This is a genomic window from Allokutzneria sp. NRRL B-24872, from assembly GCF_002155965.1.
In the GTDB taxonomy this organism is placed as follows: Bacteria; Actinomycetota; Actinomycetes; order Mycobacteriales; family Pseudonocardiaceae; genus Allokutzneria.
Map to the genome: position 1 here is coordinate 84,804 of NZ_MUMH01000064.1, position 17,371 is coordinate 102,174.

At 69.8% G+C, this 17,371-nt stretch carries 19 protein-coding genes and 3 tRNA genes; 12 read left to right on the forward strand and 10 right to left on the reverse strand.

All coding sequences use genetic code 11. The annotated features are described in order from the left end of the window. Window positions 1-26 precede the first annotated feature (26 nt). A complete protein-coding gene (locus CCN37_RS17600) occupies window positions 27-476 on the forward strand; it encodes an SRPBCC family protein (protein WP_168200714.1) in 450 nt (149 codons plus the stop codon). Here CCN37_RS17600 and CCN37_RS17605 read toward each other — a convergent pair. From CCN37_RS17605 to CCN37_RS17620, 4 genes are all read right to left on the reverse strand, one after another. Next, complete coding sequence (locus CCN37_RS17605; RefSeq protein ID WP_086821871.1) at window positions 448-3,054, reverse strand: hypothetical protein; 2,607 nt, start codon at window positions 3,052-3,054, stop codon at window positions 448-450. The genes CCN37_RS17600 and CCN37_RS17605 overlap by 29 nt on opposite strands. 9 nt (window positions 3,055-3,063) lie before the next feature. Next, window positions 3,064-3,393, reverse strand: coding sequence for a hypothetical protein (locus CCN37_RS17610; RefSeq protein ID WP_086821874.1), 330 nt, complete (start codon window positions 3,391-3,393; stop codon window positions 3,064-3,066). A 617-nt stretch (window positions 3,394-4,010) separates the two neighbouring features. After that, window positions 4,011-4,661 (reverse strand): response regulator transcription factor, encoded by a 651-nt coding sequence (locus CCN37_RS17615; RefSeq protein ID WP_086821876.1) that lies wholly within the window; start codon window positions 4,659-4,661, stop codon window positions 4,011-4,013. Further along, window positions 4,658-5,854 carry a sensor histidine kinase gene (locus CCN37_RS17620; RefSeq protein WP_086821878.1) on the reverse strand — a complete coding sequence of 399 codons (1,197 nt, stop codon included), beginning with the start codon at window positions 5,852-5,854 and terminating at the stop codon, window positions 4,658-4,660. Before CCN37_RS17620 ends, CCN37_RS17615 begins: the two co-directional genes overlap by 4 nt. A 181-nt stretch (window positions 5,855-6,035) precedes the next feature. On the opposite strand from CCN37_RS17620, the gene CCN37_RS17625 reads away from it, so the two are divergent. From CCN37_RS17625 to CCN37_RS17650, 6 genes are all read left to right on the forward strand, one after another. Continuing rightward, the gene (locus CCN37_RS17625; protein ID WP_086821880.1) at window positions 6,036-6,734 is read left to right on the forward strand and encodes an ABC transporter ATP-binding protein; all 699 of its coding nucleotides are present in this window, start codon (window positions 6,036-6,038) and stop codon (window positions 6,732-6,734) included. Further along, a complete protein-coding gene (locus CCN37_RS17630; protein ID WP_086821882.1) occupies window positions 6,731-8,980 on the forward strand; it encodes an FtsX-like permease family protein in 2,250 nt (749 codons plus the stop codon). Before CCN37_RS17625 ends, CCN37_RS17630 begins: the two co-directional genes overlap by 4 nt. Window positions 8,981-9,169: 189 nt before the next feature. Beyond that, a complete protein-coding gene (locus CCN37_RS17635) occupies window positions 9,170-9,376 on the forward strand; it encodes a hypothetical protein (protein ID WP_086821884.1) in 207 nt (68 codons plus the stop codon). Window positions 9,377-9,493: 117 nt separating this feature from the next. After that, on the forward strand, window positions 9,494-9,961 hold the full coding sequence (locus CCN37_RS17640) for a hypothetical protein (protein ID WP_086821886.1): 468 nt from the start codon (window positions 9,494-9,496) through the stop codon (window positions 9,959-9,961). Between the two features lie 119 nt (window positions 9,962-10,080). Next, the gene (locus tag CCN37_RS17645) at window positions 10,081-10,770 is read left to right on the forward strand and encodes a response regulator transcription factor (RefSeq protein WP_086821888.1); all 690 of its coding nucleotides are present in this window, start codon (window positions 10,081-10,083) and stop codon (window positions 10,768-10,770) included. An 18-nt stretch (window positions 10,771-10,788) separates the two neighbouring features. Further along, window positions 10,789-11,622: an LLM class F420-dependent oxidoreductase gene (locus tag CCN37_RS17650; RefSeq protein WP_086821890.1), complete on the forward strand. Its 834-nt coding sequence runs from the start codon at window positions 10,789-10,791 to the stop codon at window positions 11,620-11,622. Window positions 11,623-11,655: 33 nt separating this feature from the next. Here the strand turns inward: CCN37_RS17650 and CCN37_RS17655 are convergent, their stop codons facing one another. The 3 genes from CCN37_RS17655 to CCN37_RS17660 all read right to left on the reverse strand — a co-directional run bounded on the left by CCN37_RS17655 (window position 11,656) and on the right by CCN37_RS17660 (window position 12,564). Continuing rightward, window positions 11,656-11,916, reverse strand: coding sequence for a hypothetical protein (locus CCN37_RS17655; RefSeq protein WP_143261660.1), 261 nt, complete (start codon window positions 11,914-11,916; stop codon window positions 11,656-11,658). Window positions 11,917-12,238: 322 nt separating this feature from the next. After that, complete coding sequence (locus tag CCN37_RS39960; protein WP_168200715.1) at window positions 12,239-12,385, reverse strand: hypothetical protein; 147 nt, start codon at window positions 12,383-12,385, stop codon at window positions 12,239-12,241. Continuing rightward, the gene (locus tag CCN37_RS17660) at window positions 12,382-12,564 is read right to left on the reverse strand and encodes a heavy-metal-associated domain-containing protein (RefSeq protein WP_086822108.1); all 183 of its coding nucleotides are present in this window, start codon (window positions 12,562-12,564) and stop codon (window positions 12,382-12,384) included. The genes CCN37_RS39960 and CCN37_RS17660 overlap by 4 nt, the downstream gene beginning before the upstream one ends. Window positions 12,565-12,893: 329 nt before the next feature. Here CCN37_RS17660 and CCN37_RS17665 point away from each other — a divergent pair, with 329 nt between their 5' ends. Next, a complete protein-coding gene (locus tag CCN37_RS17665) occupies window positions 12,894-13,055 on the forward strand; it encodes a hypothetical protein (protein ID WP_371504419.1) in 162 nt (53 codons plus the stop codon). 368 nt (window positions 13,056-13,423) lie between these two features. Here CCN37_RS17665 and CCN37_RS17670 read toward each other — a convergent pair whose 3' ends face one another. Then, on the reverse strand, window positions 13,424-14,224 hold the full coding sequence (locus CCN37_RS17670; RefSeq protein ID WP_086821892.1) for an SDR family oxidoreductase: 801 nt from the start codon (window positions 14,222-14,224) through the stop codon (window positions 13,424-13,426). A 152-nt stretch (window positions 14,225-14,376) separates the two neighbouring features. Between CCN37_RS17670 and CCN37_RS17675 the strand changes: the two genes are divergently transcribed. The 4 genes from CCN37_RS17675 (at window position 14,377) to CCN37_RS40910 (ending at window position 15,764) form a co-directional block, all read left to right on the forward strand. Further along, window positions 14,377-14,449 (forward strand) — tRNA-Glu (locus tag CCN37_RS17675). A gap of 29 nt (window positions 14,450-14,478) precedes the next feature. After that, window positions 14,479-14,555, forward strand: a tRNA-Asp gene (locus tag CCN37_RS17680). 23 nt (window positions 14,556-14,578) lie between these two features. Continuing rightward, a tRNA-Phe gene (locus tag CCN37_RS17685) sits at window positions 14,579-14,655 on the forward strand. 680 nt (window positions 14,656-15,335) lie between these two features. Then, the gene (locus tag CCN37_RS40910; RefSeq protein WP_210408089.1) at window positions 15,336-15,764 is read left to right on the forward strand and encodes an HNH endonuclease; all 429 of its coding nucleotides are present in this window, start codon (window positions 15,336-15,338) and stop codon (window positions 15,762-15,764) included. 43 nt (window positions 15,765-15,807) lie between these two features. Here the strand turns inward: CCN37_RS40910 and CCN37_RS17695 are convergent, their stop codons facing one another. Both CCN37_RS17695 and CCN37_RS39965 read right to left on the reverse strand, forming a co-directional pair. Then, window positions 15,808-16,659 carry a protein phosphatase 2C domain-containing protein gene (locus tag CCN37_RS17695; RefSeq protein ID WP_210408090.1) on the reverse strand — a complete coding sequence of 284 codons (852 nt, stop codon included), beginning with the start codon at window positions 16,657-16,659 and terminating at the stop codon, window positions 15,808-15,810. Between the two features lie 37 nt (window positions 16,660-16,696). Beyond that, window positions 16,697-17,338 carry a YitT family protein gene (locus tag CCN37_RS39965; RefSeq protein WP_168200716.1) on the reverse strand — a complete coding sequence of 214 codons (642 nt, stop codon included), beginning with the start codon at window positions 17,336-17,338 and terminating at the stop codon, window positions 16,697-16,699. Window positions 17,339-17,371 lie beyond the last annotated feature (33 nt).

Here is a 17,371-nt window from a genome sequence, read left to right on the forward strand (position 1 = left end):
CCGCGCGGAAGAGGATCGTGCGGCGCATGGAACTCAGCGTCGACATCAGCGCGTCGCCGGAAGCCGTGTACGGCCTGGTCAGCGACGTGGCGCGGCAGAGCCGTTTCGTGGTGGAGTCGACGGACGCGCGGTGGCTGACCGCAGCGCGCGGTGTCGGCGCGAGGTTCCGCGCGGGGAACCGCAACGGGCTCTTCCGCTGGTGGACCACGGCCGAGGTCGTCCGCGCCGAGCCCGGGCGCTGCTTCGCCTACCACGTGCGGAGCTTCGGCGCGCTCGTCGCGGAGTGGCGCTACGACATCGAGGCGAGCGAGTTCGGCTGCCGCGTCACCGAGAGCACCCGCGATCTGCGCAACCGCCTCTTCCGCGCGGTGATCGCCCCCGTCGGCACCGGCGTCGTCGACCGGGAGAGCCACAACCGGGTCAACATCGAGAAGACCCTGGTGCGTCTCAAGGAACTCGCAGAGGCGCCATCGTGACCGTTGGCGAGACGAACGGGATGTAGGCGAGCCCCAACGGATTTCCGTTCGCCAGCAAGGAGATCCGCGCGCGGGTGACTGCCGCGCCGATGGGCTCGCCGTGCACGAGGAAGCCACGCAGGACCTCCTCGGCGAACTGGTCGGCCATCTGCTCGAAGACCGTGATCTCGGTGCCGATCACCCCGCACGCGAAGGCGTCCTCGACGAAGAAGCTCACGAAGTCGATCGCCCGCTCCGGCTCCAGGCCCGTTGTCCGGCATCCGTTCAGGAACACCAGCGGTCGGCTCCACGACCACCGGAGTCGATGCTCGGCGAGGTTGTCCGGAGTGATCGTCGGTCCGCCTCGCCTGCCGACATGAAGGTACGGGACCTCGCCGCTCGCGCCGCCGTGGCAGTAGAAGTAGACGATCTGCGGATCGCCCTTGAGCCCCGCGAGCGTGCTCTCCCGATCTTCGCCGAGCCGGTAGTCCTTCCACGGCAAGAGGTTTCGCAGCGTATCGCGGTGCGCGGCCGCCGAGGCGAAGTCCTCGTAGACCCCGCCGACGAGCCGCGCTCCGCCGTCGTGGGGGAGCAGCGGCGGCACCATGGGCGCCGTCCCGAGCGACGCGGGCAGCCCGAGCGCGTGGCGGAAGCCCCAGAACCCGCCGGGGCACACGACGGTCGGGTTCGGCCTCAGCGCTTGGCGGCACCGGCGTTGCAGGCATGGACTCCGAGGGATCTCGTTGCGGGTCGCCCAGTCCAGGAAGTCCTGGCACAGGGCCAAGTTCCGCGCGTTGCCGTCCAGCGGCAGGTCGTAGATCATCGCCGCGGGGATGACGTGCTGAGCGCCTTCCTTCAATGCGATCTGCACGAAGCCAGGGGCACCGAGCGCGCTGCCGACGCGGTCGGCCATGTCGCAAGAGTTCTCGTTCACCGAGCGTCCCAACGACCTGACCAGCACGTGGTAGAGCCGATAGCCGGTGACCGCCAAGGTGATCAGGTCGTTGCTGACCTGCTCCACGCTCGGCGGGATCGCGTAGCGGTAGGTGAACTCCTCGCGCCACGGGTGTTCGTTGCCCCACGCCACCCGGCTCAGCGCGCCCCTGGCCATCCGGATCGCGCTCGTCAGCCGCTGCCCGGGGATGCTCGCCTCCGCCCGCAGCACGTCCGCGCCCTGCTTGGCGAACACCCGCAGCGCGTGCGTTCCCCTGCCGTCGTCGTCGAGCAGCAGGCTCGCGCTGTACTGGTGCGGTGTGTACCGCAGCGGCACGTCGTCCGGATCAGCGATGCGAAAGTCCACAGTGGACTTCAGCTCGCCCGGGCTCGCGGTGATCAGCCGCGACTGGATCAGCTCCTGCTGCCAGTAGATGTTGCAGCGCAAGCGCAGTGGGCGCGGCTCGCGCGGAGTGCGCACGGGGAAGAACAACCGCGTCGGATTATCCACAATGGACGGTTGGCGGAGCACCCGCGCCGAGCCGTCCGCTGTCATCTCCAGCACTCCGGTCGCCGATGCCGGATCGATCGCGAACTCCCCGGGAAACCCGTACAGCACAACGGTCAGCTGCGAGTTCACCGGCGGGTACGGCGGCAACGACATCGGCCTCGCCTCGATGGAAGCACTGACCAGCGATCCGATGTCGAGCCAGAACCAGTAGCCCCAAGCGGGCCGCAGTGTCGTGTCCGGCGCCAACGGCTCCAGCGGTGCCTCCGCCTCCGCGAGTCCCGTGTTCACGAAGTTCGTGGAAGCGCTCGGTCCGGTGTGCTCGTCGGCCTGGTCCGGCGCGTCGAACACCGGCGGTGGAATCTCCATCTGCGCAATGACATTGGCGTGCGCGAGCCGGACCGGCTGCCCGCTGTCATCTCGTCGGACGAGGGTCGCGCGGGCCGCCAGGAACTGCGACACGATCGGCGTCGCCGGGATCTCCACGCTCAACTGGTACTCGCGCGCCTCCGCGCCCCACGTGCCCGTGTTGAACCCCAGCGGACCCGCCTCGTCGGTGAGATCGACCTGCCGGGGCGAGATCTGCCGCAGGAAACGCAGACGCGCGTGCTTCGGCAGCTCCAGCCGCAGGTGGACGCCGTCCTCGATGCCCTCGGTGGAGCTGTCCGGGCCCACGTAGTTGCACAGGAAGCGATCCGCGTACGGCGCCGCCGCCTCCGCGAAGTCCTGCCTGGTCCCCGCCGTGATCAACATCGCGCGCGGGTGCGGCCCGGTGTGCTCGGTCAGCAGCACGGCAGCTCGACCCAACCAGTCCGCGAACCGCGCTCCGCCTCGCGGCCCCAGCTCGCCCACCGCAGCCTTCGCCGCCGCGCGCGTCCGCTGGTCGGCCACCACCAGGCGCGCCCCGTCCGGCACCGTCGTCGAGCCCGCGACCACCGCGAACTCCACCCCGTCCGCGATCGCGTCGATCGCGCTGAGCACGTGCGCCTTCACCGCCGCGAACGCCGCCCGGTCGGACCGGTCGAAGACGATCACTTCCGCCGTCCTCGGCAGCGGGTGCGCCGAGACCGTCAGGATCACGTTGACCTCGCGGTCCGCCGCCTTGAGCGGTTTCGGGCCGCGCACCGCGACATCGAAGCTGAGCCGGTCGAGCATCATCCGCCTCCGTCAGCGGCGCGGGCCGTCGTGTTGCCGGGCGCCCATCGCACCCCGGTCCGCCCCGTTCGGCAACCGCTCGTCGACGAGGCGGTCGATCGTGAAGTTCTCCGAGCGCCCCACCAGGAGCACGAGCACCACCAGGCACCCCGCGAACAGCCCGATCCCGTGCGCGCCGAACAGATCCGTGCCTGTCAGGAACAACGCCAGCACCGCCCCACCCCCGATCAGGCTCAGGCGCACATCAGCGGAGCGGCGCCGGTTCAGGACGCAGACGAACCACCCGACGAGCAACCCGAACGCTCCCGCGCCGAGCAACCGGACCGTCGTAGCCGGTTCCATACGCCTTCCCTCCACACGCGAAACCCACACACAAACAGAGGTCCCCTCCCAGACGGGGACCCCCTAATCTCCAACTCTTGCACGCACGGCCCTTCAACAACCCCAAAACCCGACTCCCTGGGCGGAACCCCTCTCACCCCGCCCGCGCCCGTACGTACCCAATGCGGCATTCGTTTCGCCAGACGTAACCAATGCCGCATTGGTTCCACACCCGCCGCCCCCGCCCGCGCGCCCCGTAAGCCCTGAACGACCCCTTCAGTGCGCTCAACGCACCAAACGACCCGTTCAGGGCGTTGGGGGCACCAAACGACCCGTTCAGTGTGTTGAGGAACCCGAACGGCCCGTTCAGTGCGCGCGCCAGTCCCCAGTGACCGTTGGCGCGCTCAACGCCCCGAATGACCCGTTCAGTGCGTTGGAGGGCCTGAATGACTCATTGAGGTACGTGGACTCCCCGAATGACCCCTTCAGGTACGTGGACTCCCTGAACGGCCCGTTGAGGTACCTCAACTCCCCGAACGGCCCTTTCGGGTACTTGAACGCACCAAACGACCCGTTCAGTGCGCTCAACGCACCAAACGAGCCGTTGATCAGGCGAAACGATCAGGTGAGCGAACGAATCAGGTCATCAGGCCGGAGCGCCACGCCCACGAAGCGATCTCCACGCGGTTGCGAGCGCCGAGCTTGGACTGCACGGAAGCGAGGTGCGTCTTCACGGTGGACAGCGACAAGAACAGCTCGGCGCCGATCTCGGTGTTGGTCAGCCCCCGAGCGACCGCGCGCACAACGTCCAGCTCGCGCTCGGTCAACGCCTCGTGCGGCTTGTCGGCCACGCTCACCGCGGGCTTGTTGAAGTGCTCCAGCATCCGCACGGTGATCTGCGGCGAGATCAACGCGTCCCCGCGCTCGGCCGCCCGAACGGCCTCCACGAGCAGCGCGGGCCCGGCGTCCTTCAACAGGAAGCCGCTGGCGCCGTTGGCCAGCGCGGTGTGCACGTACTCGTCGAGGTCGAAGGTGGTCACGACGACGACCTTGATCGGGTCGGTGACGCCGGGGCCGCACAGCTGCCTGGTGACCTCCAGGCCGTCGAGGCCGGGCATGCGGATGTCCATGAGGCAGACGTCGGGCCGCAGCTCGCGGGCCTTGCTCACCGCGGAGATGCCGTCCCGGACGTCGGCGACGACCTCGATGTCGTCCTCGTTCTCCAGGATCATCCGGAAGCCGATGCGCACCATGTCCTGGTCGTCGGCGATGAGCACCCGGATCGTCATTGCTTGGCCTCCCCAACCGGCAGCTCGGCGAAGACCTCCCAACCGCCCTTCCACCCCCGGCCGGCCGAGAAGCGACCGCCGAGCAGCTCGACGCGTTCCCGCATTCCGACCAGACCGTAGCCGCCGGAGCCGCCGATCGGGTCATGGGCCGAGCCCTGCCCGTCGTCGGCGATGACCACGCGCGTCCTGCCCGGTTCGCTGATGACGTCGATCTTGATCACCGAGGCGTTCAGCGCGTGCTTGTGCGCGTTGGTCAGCGCCTCCTGCACCAGCCGCAGCACGGAGCGCGCGACCTCGGCGGGCACCTCCGCGCGCAGGTCGATGCGCAGCTCGATCGGCGGTCCGATCTCCCGCGCCTCCTCGACCACCTTGCGCACGTCGGCCGCGAGGTCGGCGGTCGCGGACTCGGCGGCGTCGACGCCGATCCGCGCGTCAGCGTCGCGCAGCGTGCCGACCAGCCGCCGCATCGCGGTCAGCGCATCGCTGCCGCTGCGCGCGACACTGGGAAGAATCCGTTGTGCGGCAAGGGGATCTTTCTCTGCGACGATCATCGCGGCCTGGGCCTGCACGACGATTCCGGTGACGTGGTGCGCGACGACGTCGTGCAGCTCGCGGGCCAGCGCGATGCGCTCCTGCTGCTGCGCGGAGGTCACCGCGTGGGTGACGGTGCGCTGCCGGTCCTTCTCCCGCGCCCGGAAGTACAGCCCCGTTCCGACCGCGAGCGCGAACAGCATGAAGGTCGGGAACGCGTTGTCGAAGTTGTTCAGCAGCCAGCCGCCCCGGAGGTTGTGCGGCCTGAACAGCGCTGCGATGAGCCCGGAGAACCAGATCGCCACCACGGCGGTGGTCGCCCACCGCCCCGGCGAGGAGCGGACGACCATCGCGATCAGCACCATCGTCGCCGCGGTCTCCGACGGGGACACCGGGCTGAAGACGGCGAAGGTCTGGGTCCCGGTGAGGGAGTAGCCGAGCGAGGTCCCGACGAGCATCGCCGCGCCGATGAACGCTGCGTCGATCGGCCTGCGCGGCGAGATCACCGCGACCGCGGACAGCAACATCGCGGGCGGGAGCGCGAGCAGGTCCCGGTTGAGCCCTGTGGACACCAGCTCCGCGAACAGCAGCACGCCGAGCGCGAGCGCGATCGGCCACTGCCTGCGCATGAGTGACTGCCAGCTCGCCAGGGAGTTGTCCACGAGACAGCAGGCTACGACCCCCGTGACCGGGAGCGGGTCGGCCACGCGGCCATGACCGCCCTCGGCCATTCGGCCGACCGATCGGGTGACGGCCCGGCCCGCTGGCCGAAGTGGCGGGACCTCGCCGGAAAGCAGGGTTGTCCCAGTCGTTCACAGCTTGGAGGAGACGGTGACAGAACCGATGGGTCTGAACCCACTTGCCGATCGCCAGCCCATTCTCGTCGGGCAGGGCCTGGTCAAGCGCTACGGGCAGACCCACGCGCTGGCCGGGGTGGACATCGCCGTCGGCGTCGGCGAGGTCGTCGCCATCGTCGGCCCGTCCGGTTCGGGCAAGTCCACGTTGCTGCACGTGCTGGCCGGAATCCTGCCCGCCGACGGAGGGGACGTCCTGGTCGCGGGCCGCCCCATCACCCGCCTCGGCGAGGGGGAGCGCAGCAAGCTCCGCCGCAGCGCGTTCGGCTTCGTCTTCCAGACCGGCATGCTCGTCGCCGAGCTGACCGCCGAGGAGAACGTCGCGCTGCCGCTGTTGCTCGCGGGCGGTTCCAAGAAGCAGGCGATGGGCACCGCCCAGGAGTGGCTGATCAAGCTCGGCCTCGGCGGGATGGAGCACCGGCGCCCCGGCGAGCTCTCCGGCGGGCAGGCGCAGCGGGTCGCCATCGCCAGGGCGCTCGCCCACCGGCCCAGGGTGATCTTCGCCGACGAGCCGACCGGAGCGCTGGACTCGCGCACCGGCGAGGAGACGGTGACCGCGCTGCTGCACGCCGCGCGCGCGACCGGAGCGGCGGTCGTCATCGTCACCCACGACCCCAACGTCGCCGCCCGCGCCCAGCGCGTCGTCGAGATCACCGACGGCCGGATCGCGCTGCGAGCCGCCGCGTGAACCCTCTGCAACTGGCCGTGCGCGTGCTGCGGGCCGATTCCCGCAGCCGCGCGTCCGCCCTCTTCACCATGCTCGGCGTCGCGGTCGGCGTCGCGCTCGTGGTGTGGCTGGCCGCCATGCCCGGCGCGATCCAGAACCGAGCCGACCGCGAGAGCTGGCGTTCCCAGTACAGCGTGGGCGGTCCCGAGCAGCCCGCTAACCAGCCGCTGCTCATCGTCAACACCTACGACGACGTCGACGGCGAGCGCGTGCACCGCTTCGACGTCGCCACGCTCAAGCCCGGCGTGCCCGTGGCACCCGGCATCCCGCGCATCCCCGGCCCCGGCGAGGTCTTCCTCTCCCCGGCCTTGGCAGATCTCGCCGCGAAACGCCCGCCCGCCGAGTTGGCCGAGCGCTTCCCCGGCAAGGTCGTCGGCGCGGTCGGCGACGAGGCGCTGACCCATCCGGACGAGCTGGTCGCGATCGTCGGCCACGCCCCGGACGAGATGCCCTCCGGAGCCCAAGCGCGCGCCGATCTCGCCCGCCCCGAGCACGGTGGCCACCCGGACGGGCTCCTGCTGCTGCTCTCCCAGGTCGGCCTGATCATCCTGGTCGTGCCGTGCCTGGTGCTGGTGGCCTCGGCCGCGCGGCTCACGGCGGCGCGGCGGGAACGCAGGCTGGCCGCGCTGCGGCTGGCGGGCGCGACACCGCAGCAGGTCGTCTGGATGACCGTCGCGGAGACCGCGGTCGCCGCGGTCGCGGGCACGGTGCTCGGCCTGATCATCGGCATCCCGCTGCGCTCGCTCACCGCGCGCATCCCGTGGGAGGGCGGCACCTGGTTCCCCTCCGACTTCACACCGAGTCCGCTGCTCGTGGTCGCCGTGCTGGTCCTGGCCCCGCTGATGGTCTGCCTCGCCGCCGTGTTCGGGTTGCGCCGGGTGCTCCACCAGCCGCTCGGTGCCGCCAACCAGCACACCAAGCGCGCGCCGAGCATCGCCCGGTTGCTGCTGATCTTCGGGGCGGGCGCGGTCTTCTTCGTGGGCCTCGGCATGGCCCAGGGCAGGGACGGCACCACCACCTACGTGCTGATCGGGCTCGCGGCCGTGGCGATCGCCCTCGTCCTGGTCGGCCCACTGGTCACCTCGTGGGTCGGCAGGTTCTTCACCGGGTTCTGGCGTTCCCCCGCGACGCTGCTCGCCGGGCGCAGGCTGCGCGATGACCCCAAGGCCGCATTCCGCGCGTCCTCCGGTGTGGTGGTCGCGGTGTTCGCGGGCTCCCTCGCGCTGACCATGTTCCCCGGACTGGAGGGCAGGATCGGCTTCAGCGACGGCACCTGGCGGGACGGCGTGATCGTCGCCGAGAGCTACGGCGCGCAGGCCAAACAGGTCGCTGCTGTGCGTTCGGACATCGCGAAGAACGGCGTCACCGCCCCCGTGATGGCGATCAGCGAGGGCAGCATCGGGGCCAAGGGTGACAAGCAGCTCCGGTCCGCGATGGTCCTGAGCTGCACAGATGCCGTGAAGATCCGCCCGGTCGACATCTCCACCTGTCAGCAGGGCCCCGCGATCTACGTGCCGAGGGGCACGCGCATCGCCCCGGGCGAGCTCGTCTTCCGCGGCTTCGGTTCGCGAGGCGCAGAGCCCGCCGACATCGCCCTGCCCGCTCAGGTGCCGGTCCGCGAGTACCAGTCGAACGGCCGAGGCCGCTCGACGATCTTCGTCGACCCGGCGCTCGTGCCCCAGAACAAGCTCTCGATCAGCTCCATCGCCGTGGTGACCACGCCGCAGAACGAGGCGGTCGCCCGCACGGCCGTCCTGCGCAACGCGGTCGGCGCGTCGATCTACAGCAACGGGGCCTACGACTCGCACGGCGACACCCTGCTCGGGGACCTGCGCCGGGTGACCGTGATCGGCCTCGCGATCGCCACCATCCTCGGCGGGGTGAGCGCCGGGGTGGCCGCCGCAGGCTCCGTCGTGGACCGCAGGCGCACGTTCGGCGCGCTGATCGCGGCAGGAACACCGACGAACGTGCTGGTCAAGGCCCTGCGCCGGGAGGCGATGCTGCCAGCGCTCGTGGCAACCGTCGGCGCGAGCGTCGCGGGAGCCTTCATCGGCGCCGGGTTGTTGACCCTGGCCAAGGGCGATCTCGTGCTGAGTCCGTGGCTGGTGACCCCGGCGGTGCTGGGCCTGGTCGTTGCCCTGCTCGCCGCGGCCGCCTGCGGGCCGGTCCTGCGCAAGGTGACCGCCCGCGCGTACGCCGAGGAGTAGGCCCTCGGCGTGCGTCAACCCTGACGGGGGTTCGGGCCGACTTCGGGGGTCGGCCCGAGCCCCCGTCGGGGTTTTTCCCCCTCGGCCGGATGGCGAGCGCGCTCTGGCCGCACAGCCGATCCGCTGACCCCCTCCGACCAGCGACTCTTGTGGTGTCACGCCGAAGAGGGGACACCGGAGGAGCAGGAGATGGTCACCATGATCTGGATCGGAATCGCGGCGGGCCTCGTCGTTCTCGTCCTGATGGCCGTGTCGGACCACATGAACGACCACGCCCAGGCCGAGGACCGCGCTCCCGCCCCCGCCGCCGTGCCCGTTCTGGCCGAGCGCACCAGGAACGCCGCCGCTCCGGCAGCCCTGCCCACCCGCTCGACGCACCTGCCGAGCGCCGCCTGACTCACCGGGAACTCCGCCAATCACCGGCAATCGCTGTCCAACCGGTGCCGCGCGTGAATATCCTGCGAACTCCCTGGCGCGGTCGCCGCTCCAGGCCCGACGAAGCGGGACTCACGAATGGCCTCGACCGAAGACCACTTACCGAAGCCGCAGCCGCAGCGGATGAGCAGGCGCGCCAAGACGGTGCTCAACGTCGCGGCCGGTGGGGTCCTGCTGCTGGTGGTCGCGGTGGCGATCGGCGCGTGCTGGCTGTTCCGCGAGTCCGAGAACATGGCGATCACCAAGGCCACCTACGACGCCGTCGTGGTCGGCCAGCCCGAATCCGAGGCCAAGCGGCTGCTTCCGCACGGCCAGTCCAAGATCGCCGCGAAGCTCGCGCGCAAGGGCGGGCTGACCGCCAAGCAGGACAACGCGGCCTGTCGGCACTACCTCTCCCGCGACGAGCAGGCCGCGCACGCCGGGCACCTGCTGGTCTACCAGGTCTGCTTCGCCGCCGAGTCCAAGTCCGTCGCGGCGAAGTCCCGGCTGGAGGTCGGCAACCTGGCCCCGAGGGGCCCGCGCTCGGCCGACCGACTCGAGCACTGACCGCAAACCTCACCCCTTCAGGGGATAGCTCACACAAGAAGCACCCCGTTTTCGCGTGATGAGTCCCCGTCAGCGCGCTCTTACCTCGTGAGAGGTCTTGGCGGCGAGAGGGGAACGCAGTGGAACAGGTGACGCTCAGGGCCAACGTGCCCGTCGCCAGGGCGACCCCGGGGCAGCAGCTCGTGCGCGTCGCGCACGTGGACTCCGTTCCGCTCTTCCAGCAGGGCGTCGCCGCGGTGCTGCACCGCGATCCGCGCACCGTGTGGGTCGGCGCCGCCGCCTCCACCGCCGCCACGGTGAACCTCTGCCAGAGCGCCAAGCCGAACGTCCTGCTCGTCGACGCCGACGCCGATCCAGGAGCGCACCTGTGCCGCCTGCTCAGCGGCCTGCACCCGGAGTTGGTCGTGGTGGTGCTGTTCCGGCAGAGCGCGCGCAGCGGGGGCGAGGTCGAGCGCGCGCGCCAGGCCGGTGCCCGCGGTTTCCTCCCCCGCGAGATCGACCCGAACCGCCTGCCGAGCGCGCTCAGCCTCGCGCTGGAGAACGGCTTCTACATCGATCCCAGCATCAGCCCGCTGCTGAAGAACAGCGGCCACGCCAAGCACTCCGGCACCCTGCTCTCCCGCCGCGAACAGGAAGTGCTCGGCCTGATCGCCGAGGGCATGACGGCCAAGCGGATCGGCAACCGGCTCGGCGTCACCGAGGAGACCGTCAAGACCCACATCCGCCGGATACTGCGCAAACTGGAGGCCAGGGACCGCGCCCACGCCGTGGCCCGAGCCTTCCACGCCGGGGTGCTGCCACCCCGCTGACCAGGGGAGAAACGCTTCGTGCAGTTCGGCGCCTACACGTTCGTCACCGATGAGGGCATCCACCCCGCCGAGCTGGCCAGAGCACTGGAGGAACGCGGTTTCTCCGCGTTGTTCGTGCCGGAGCACACGCACATGCCGCTCGACCACACGCCGTACCCCGGCGGAGGTCCGGTTCCGCGCCGCTACTGCCGCTCGCTCGACCCGTTCGTCGTCCTCGCGACGGCGGCCGCGGTCACCGAGCGCCTGGTGCTGGGCACGGCGATCGCGCTGCTCGTCCAACGGGACCCGATCGTGCTGGCGAAGGAGGTGGCCAGCATCGACCACCTCTCCGGCGGTCGCGTCGAGCTGGGCGTCGGGGCCGGCTGGAACCGCCCGGAGATCGCCAACCACGGCGTCGACCCCCGCGTGCGCACGCGGGTGCTGCGCGAACGCGTGCTCGCCGTGAAGGAGATCTGGACCAACGAGGTCGCCGAGTTCCACGGCGAGCACGTGGACTTCGGGCCCATGCGCTCCTGGCCGAAGCCGGTGCGCGCGCCGCACCCGCCGGTCCTGCTCGGTGGCTGGGGGCCGACGCTGGTCGAGCGGATCGTCGACCACGCGGAAGGCTGGATCGCCCCACCGCCCTTCGGCCCGGAGAAGGTCGCCGAGCGGGTGGTGGAGCTGCGTCGCGCCGCCGAGGAGGCGGGCAAGCCGATGCCGTCGGTGACGGCCTACGTGCACGGACCCGATCAGCGGGTCATCGACGGTTTCGCCGAAGCGGGGGCGGACCGGCTGCTCCTCAGCCTGCCCGTCGCCGGGCGCGAGGAGAGCCTGCGCCTGCTCGACGACTTCGTCACGCGGATCGCGATCTGAGTCCGTGCACGGGGAGAACGGGGGGAGTGCGGCTCACACCAGGTTGTTCTGGCGGGCTTCCCACTCGAGGCGCTGCATGACCCACTCCTGGGCCAGCGCGGTCGGCGAGGTCTGCCGCATCTCGGCGAGCTCGCGCAGCTGCTCGTTGGCCATGAGCTGCAGGCGCAGCTGGAGGACCTGCGCGTTGCCGAAACGGCGCCCCGAGGCGGTCGTCTCGACATCGGATTCAGGTGCCAGTGCGGCGAGGTAGGAGTCCATCTCCTTGTCAGGAGCGAACTCCTCCGATTGCCGCACCGGCGGGCGATGGCGTCCAGTCGAAGATTTCAGTCGTCCAAGCACGCCGAAGAGGGTAGCCGGTGGGTCTCACACCGGAGTACTCCGTGACGTGTGTCACGGGCAGGCGCTCCGCCTGATCTTGCCCCACGCGTGGAGAGGCCCCCGCGCCAGGGGGAGGAACGCGGGGGCCGGAGGGGATCTCCACAGGCGCTGACCGGGGGGTGTCAGCACGCCCGATTGTTGCACGCGCACAGTTCGCTCAACAGGGGTGGAATTCAACATTTTTGGTCAAATTCTTTCAAAGCACCCCGCCTGAACGGCGCTTATCAACGAATCAAGATCACTTCCCGCCCTGCTGGCCCGCGTGCGTTTCGGCCTTGCTCGGCTGGGTGTCGACCTTCCCGAGGGCCAGCCCCGCGCCCACGAGGGCGACCAGCGCCACCGCGAGCGCGGTGAGCACCAGTGCCGGGTTCGCCCGGTTCGTCATGAACCGCTCGCGACCGCGTACCCGGCCTCCGCGACCGCGGCGGCGACCTCGTCGTCGGTGAGCGGGCGGCTGCTGGTCACGGTCACCGTGCCGGAGCTCAGCTCGACCTCGACGCCGGTCACGCCGGGGACCTCGGACAGCTCCTCGGTGACCGAGGCGACGCAGTGTCCGCACGTCATGCCGGTGACCACGTACTGCTGGGTCGTGGTGGTGGTGCTCACGCTCACGGCTGCTCCTGGGGTGTGCTCGGCCTGGCGCCCCAGTCTCGCGCGGCCCCGGCGGGCGGGCGTGCCCGGGGCGCGGTCGCTGAATCGAAACCGGGCGACGATCGTATGGTTACCCAGGGTTTTGACTGAATCACTCTGCGGGGGGCTGCGGTCGGTTCTAGCGGTAGATAACCTGCGCCGGAAGCCCAAGTCGGGGAGGCGCGATGTACGGGTCGCTCGAAGTCAAAAAGTTCTTGTGGGAACAGGGTGAGTCGGTCGGCAGGCAGGCGGGCGGAGTGCCCATGCCGCGCAATGGCGACCCCTCACGGATCTCGGACGAGCAGGTGCACAGGGCCAGGGTCGCGGTCGCCCGCGGCGCTTTAGGAGCAGAGGACTGCCGGACCCTGCTGGACATGCTCGGCCTGGTTCCAGGAGAGGACGGTGTGCCCCCGGTGCAGCGCTGACCTGGGCTGTCGGCGATCCGGATGACCTGAGGAAGTGAGGTGGGGCGGCGGCTTGGGCCTGCGCGCCCCACCTCACTCCCGTTCGCGGGACGCTCCCGTGTCACTCGTCCCGCTCGGTGCGGCTCCCCCGAGACGCGCACCCCCCGGGCGCATCCGCTCCACCTGAAGACCCGGTTGATCGTTGTGCGTCTTTCGGGGCTTTCGCAAAAGATACCTGCGTGCTGCTTTTGCGGCAATCGCAGACAATTGTCATCACTCGGTCGCAATTCGTGACCGCAATAGGCCAAAGCGGTGGGGATCGGCCGCGCGCCGCGTCGCGAGCATTACTTGCCGTGTTCGCCGTTCACCCTTTCGGCCCCTCAGAACGGTCAGATCCGCAGACTCCAGCCGCCGTCGCTGACGAGGGTCTGCCCGGTCATCCAGGCGCTGCCGTCCGAGGACAACCACTCGATGAGGTCCGCCGTGTCCTCCGGTCGACCCCACCGCCCCATGGGCATTCGCCTGGCCACGTGCTCCCGCAGCGCGTGGTCGGCGTACCCGGTGTCCACCGGGCCCGGGTCCACGCAGTTCACCGTCACCCCTTTGGCCGCGAGCGCACCCGCCAGGCTCTTCGTCACCTGGTGCAGCGCGCCCTTTGAGGCCACGTAGGGCAGCTCGCCCGGCATCGCGCCGCTGTGCTGCCCCGAGGTGAACAGCACGATCCGCCCGCCCGGCCTGTCGTGGTCGCGCACCGCGTCGTAGCGCTGCGCCAGCAACATCGATCCTCGGACGTTCACCGCGTGGGTCAGGTCCAGCTCCGCCGCCGTCAGCTCCGCCAGGCTCTGCCCGCTGCTGCGCGCGTGCGCCGCCACCACCACGTCGATCGCCCCGAAGGCCGCCACCGTCGCGTCCACCACCGCCGCGGGCGCTCCCGGCTCCGCGAAGTCGGCCTCCACGTGCTCGATCCGCCCCGCTCCCGAGGGCAGTCCCCGCCTCAGCTCCTCGATGACGTAGATCACACCATGTGGGTCCGCGCCCCACGGCTGCTCCGCGTCGTGCGCCTCCCACGACTGGGCGAGCACGTCCGCCCCCAGGCTCGCCAGCCGCTCTGCCACGGCAAACGCGATCCCGGCCCGCCTGCTGACCCCGGTCACCAACGCGGCCCGGCCGCGCAGAGGGAACTCCCGCATGCCCCCACCCTCCTCGTCCACGCAAGGCATTTCCGCAGGTCAGAAGTCTTGTGGACCCCCGTTTTGTATTTGCTGGACCCTCTGCCCTATGCTTTCGGTACTCCCAACGGACAGCCGGGAGGCAAGGTCGGGTTGGTCACCGAACTGGCCTGGTCCCCATCGTCTAGCGGCCTAGGACTCCGCCCTTTCAAGGCGGCAGCGCGGGTTCGAATCCCGTTGGGGGCACTGCACTACAGTAGTAAGAAATGCCACTAGGCCCAGTGGCGCAGTTGGTTAGCGCGTCGCCCTGTCACGGCGAAGGTCGCGGGTTCGAGTCCCGTCTGGGTCGCCAAGCTTCCAGTTCGCTGGGAGCAAGGCCAGGTAGCTCAGTTGGTACGAGCGACCGCCTGAAAAGCGGTAGGTCGGCGGTTCGACCCCGCCCCTGGCCACCACACATGAACTGCGAGAAGAAGCCCCAGCCGATTCGGCTGGGGCTTCTGTCGTTTGCCGCAGAGTCGGGTGCGGGGCTCTTCTAGTGGCGTTGCTGAAGCAAATAGTCTTTCTTCGTGGGCTCCCCTGACCTCACCGCAGACGCCGTCATCGCGGCACTCGACGAGTTCGACCGTCTTGGCAAGGAAGCGTTCCTGGAGCGGTACGGCTACCGCGAGAACCTCTGGTACCTGCTGAAGCGCGGCAGCAGGGAGTACGACGCGGCCAGCATCTTGGGTGCTGCCTACGGTCACGTGCTGGGCGGATCGCCCATCGAGGCCGACAAGCCCGTTTCTGACGCGTTGGCGGCGCAGATCCTGAACAGCCTCGGGTTCTCCGTACGGGAAGTACGAGGCCCTGCTTGGACCAGGGAAGAGATCATCCTCGCCTGCAAGGCGGTGAAGGACAACGGTTGGAAGGCCCTGAGCACCGATGACAGCCGAGTCGTCGAGCTGTCCCGGACTCTGCAAAACCTCGGCGCGCACCCGCCCGAAGTGCGGGGCCGAAGTACCGCAATCTCAACGGAGTCAAACGAAAGACGGCCGATCTTGCGACCCGTCTCCCTGGCTACAAGGGAAAAGCAACCAACGGCAACCGGCTGGACAGAGAGGTCCTGCAGGACTTCCTCGACCGCCCAGAGGAGATGGACGAGCTTGCCTGCAGCATCATCCGCGGTGTGGAGAACGGCGAGTTCGACGGGCTTCCTGAACTCCCCGATGATGAGGACGACGACGAAGCCGATGAAGGACGCTTGCTGCGGCGGCGTCATCTCAGGCGAGAACGCAACCGGGCGCTGCGGAACAAGAAGATCGACTCGGTGCTGAAGCAGGAGAACTGCTTGCAGTGCGAGGTCTGCGGCTTCGACTTCGAGAAGGTCTACGGCGAGCGGGGTGCCAGGTTCGCGGAGTGCCACCACGCCGTCCCGCTGCACGTTTCGGGCGCGGTGCGCAGCAAGCTGAGTGACCTAGTCGTTCTCTGCTCGAACTGCCATCGCATGATCCATCGGGGAAAACGCTGGTTGACCCCGGCGGAGCTTCGCGACCTCGTGCTCGCCAAACGTACGTCGACGTAAGTTACATCGACGTACGTTTGTCCTCCGGACGAGCCGGGCCGGGTCAGCGGAGGAAGTCGGGGAGCCAGTCGTCGTCGAAGTGGATGAGGACAAGGGCCTGGTCGTCGTGGAGCTTGGGGCGGGGCCAGCGCTTGCCGTCGGGGTCGGAGGACTCGGCCTTGCGGACGGCGTCGAGCACGGCGTGCAGGCCCTCGTCGGAGGCTTGGTCGAGCAGGGCGGTCCAGTCGGCGAACAGGCCGTAGTCGTCGACGCCGCAGGAGACGCCGTCGCTGGCCATGACGACGCTCTGCACCTGGTCACGGGGCCAGCCGGCGCGGATGGCCTGGCGGGCGGCGGCGGGGTCGGCCTCGGCCACCCAGAAGCCGCCATCGCGGTTGCGCCACGCGCCGACCTCGGCGGCCGAGGAGCGCAGCAGTTCGAGGTGTTCCTCGCCGTAGCCGCCGCCCTCGCGCAGGTGTTCGCGGTGGCTGCTGCTCGGCCGGGGCAGGTTGGCCAGGCGCGTGTCGTTGACGACGTGCACGTCGCCGATGGTGAACGCGACGACGGGGCTGTCGGCGAGCACGAGCGCGTCGACGTGGTCGTCGGTCCAGCGCACGATGGCGACGGTGCTGGACGGGGAACTCCCGGGCTTGAGCTCGTAGTCCTCGGCCATGGTGCCGATCGCCGTCTCCAGCACCTCGGCGAGGTCGGCCTCGGGGTCCTTGTTCAGCCCGCGGCGCAGGTAGTCGCCGAGGCACTCGGCGTACCACCCGCCGGAGCGGGCGCGCGGTTGCAGCGTGGTGGCACCGTCGAGCAGGACGACGGCGTGGGGCAGGACGACGATCTGGTCCTCGTTGGCGCGGACGCCGCCGTCGATGCGGACGCCAGCGCGCTCTGCCATGTCGATCAGCGGCACGCTCCCGACAGTAGAGGTCCGGACCGACAAAGAAGATCTACGACGGCGTTTGCACCCGGGTGGGCGCACGCAATGCCACGGATGGCAGAAAGGCCTGTACGACGGGTCCCATCGCCAGCGCGTAGACCACGGTGCCGATGCCGACCGTTCCGCCGAGCAGCCAGCCGAGCGCGAGCACGCTCAACTCGATCCCGGTCCGCACCAGGCGGATCGACCAGCCGGTGCGCGCGGTGATGCCGGTCATCAGGCCGTCGCGCGGGCCGGGACCGAGCCGGGCGCCGATGTAGACCGCGCAGGCGAAGCCGTTGATCACGACGCTGGCCAGCATCGCGAAGATCTGCAGCGGCAGGCCGTGCAGTTCGGGCAGCAGGGCCAGGGTGGCGTCCACCGCGAGTGCGATCACCACCACGTTGGCCACGGTGCCGATGCCCGGCATCTGCCGGAGGGGTAACCAGGCCAGCAGCACCACGGCCCCGGTTAACGCGGTGATCGTGCCGAAGCTCAGGCCGATCCGGTTGGTCAGGCCCTCGTGCAGCACGTCCCACGGGTCGAGCCCCATGCCCGCGCGCACCATCAGCCCCATGCTCGCCCCGTACAGCGCGAGGCCGACGAAGAGCTGGGTGAAGCGCCGGAGCGGTCGGTCGGAGAGGGGGAGCGGACTCAGGTTCACAGCGGCCATGCCCTCATCCTCTGGACTGATTGGCCTTTACTT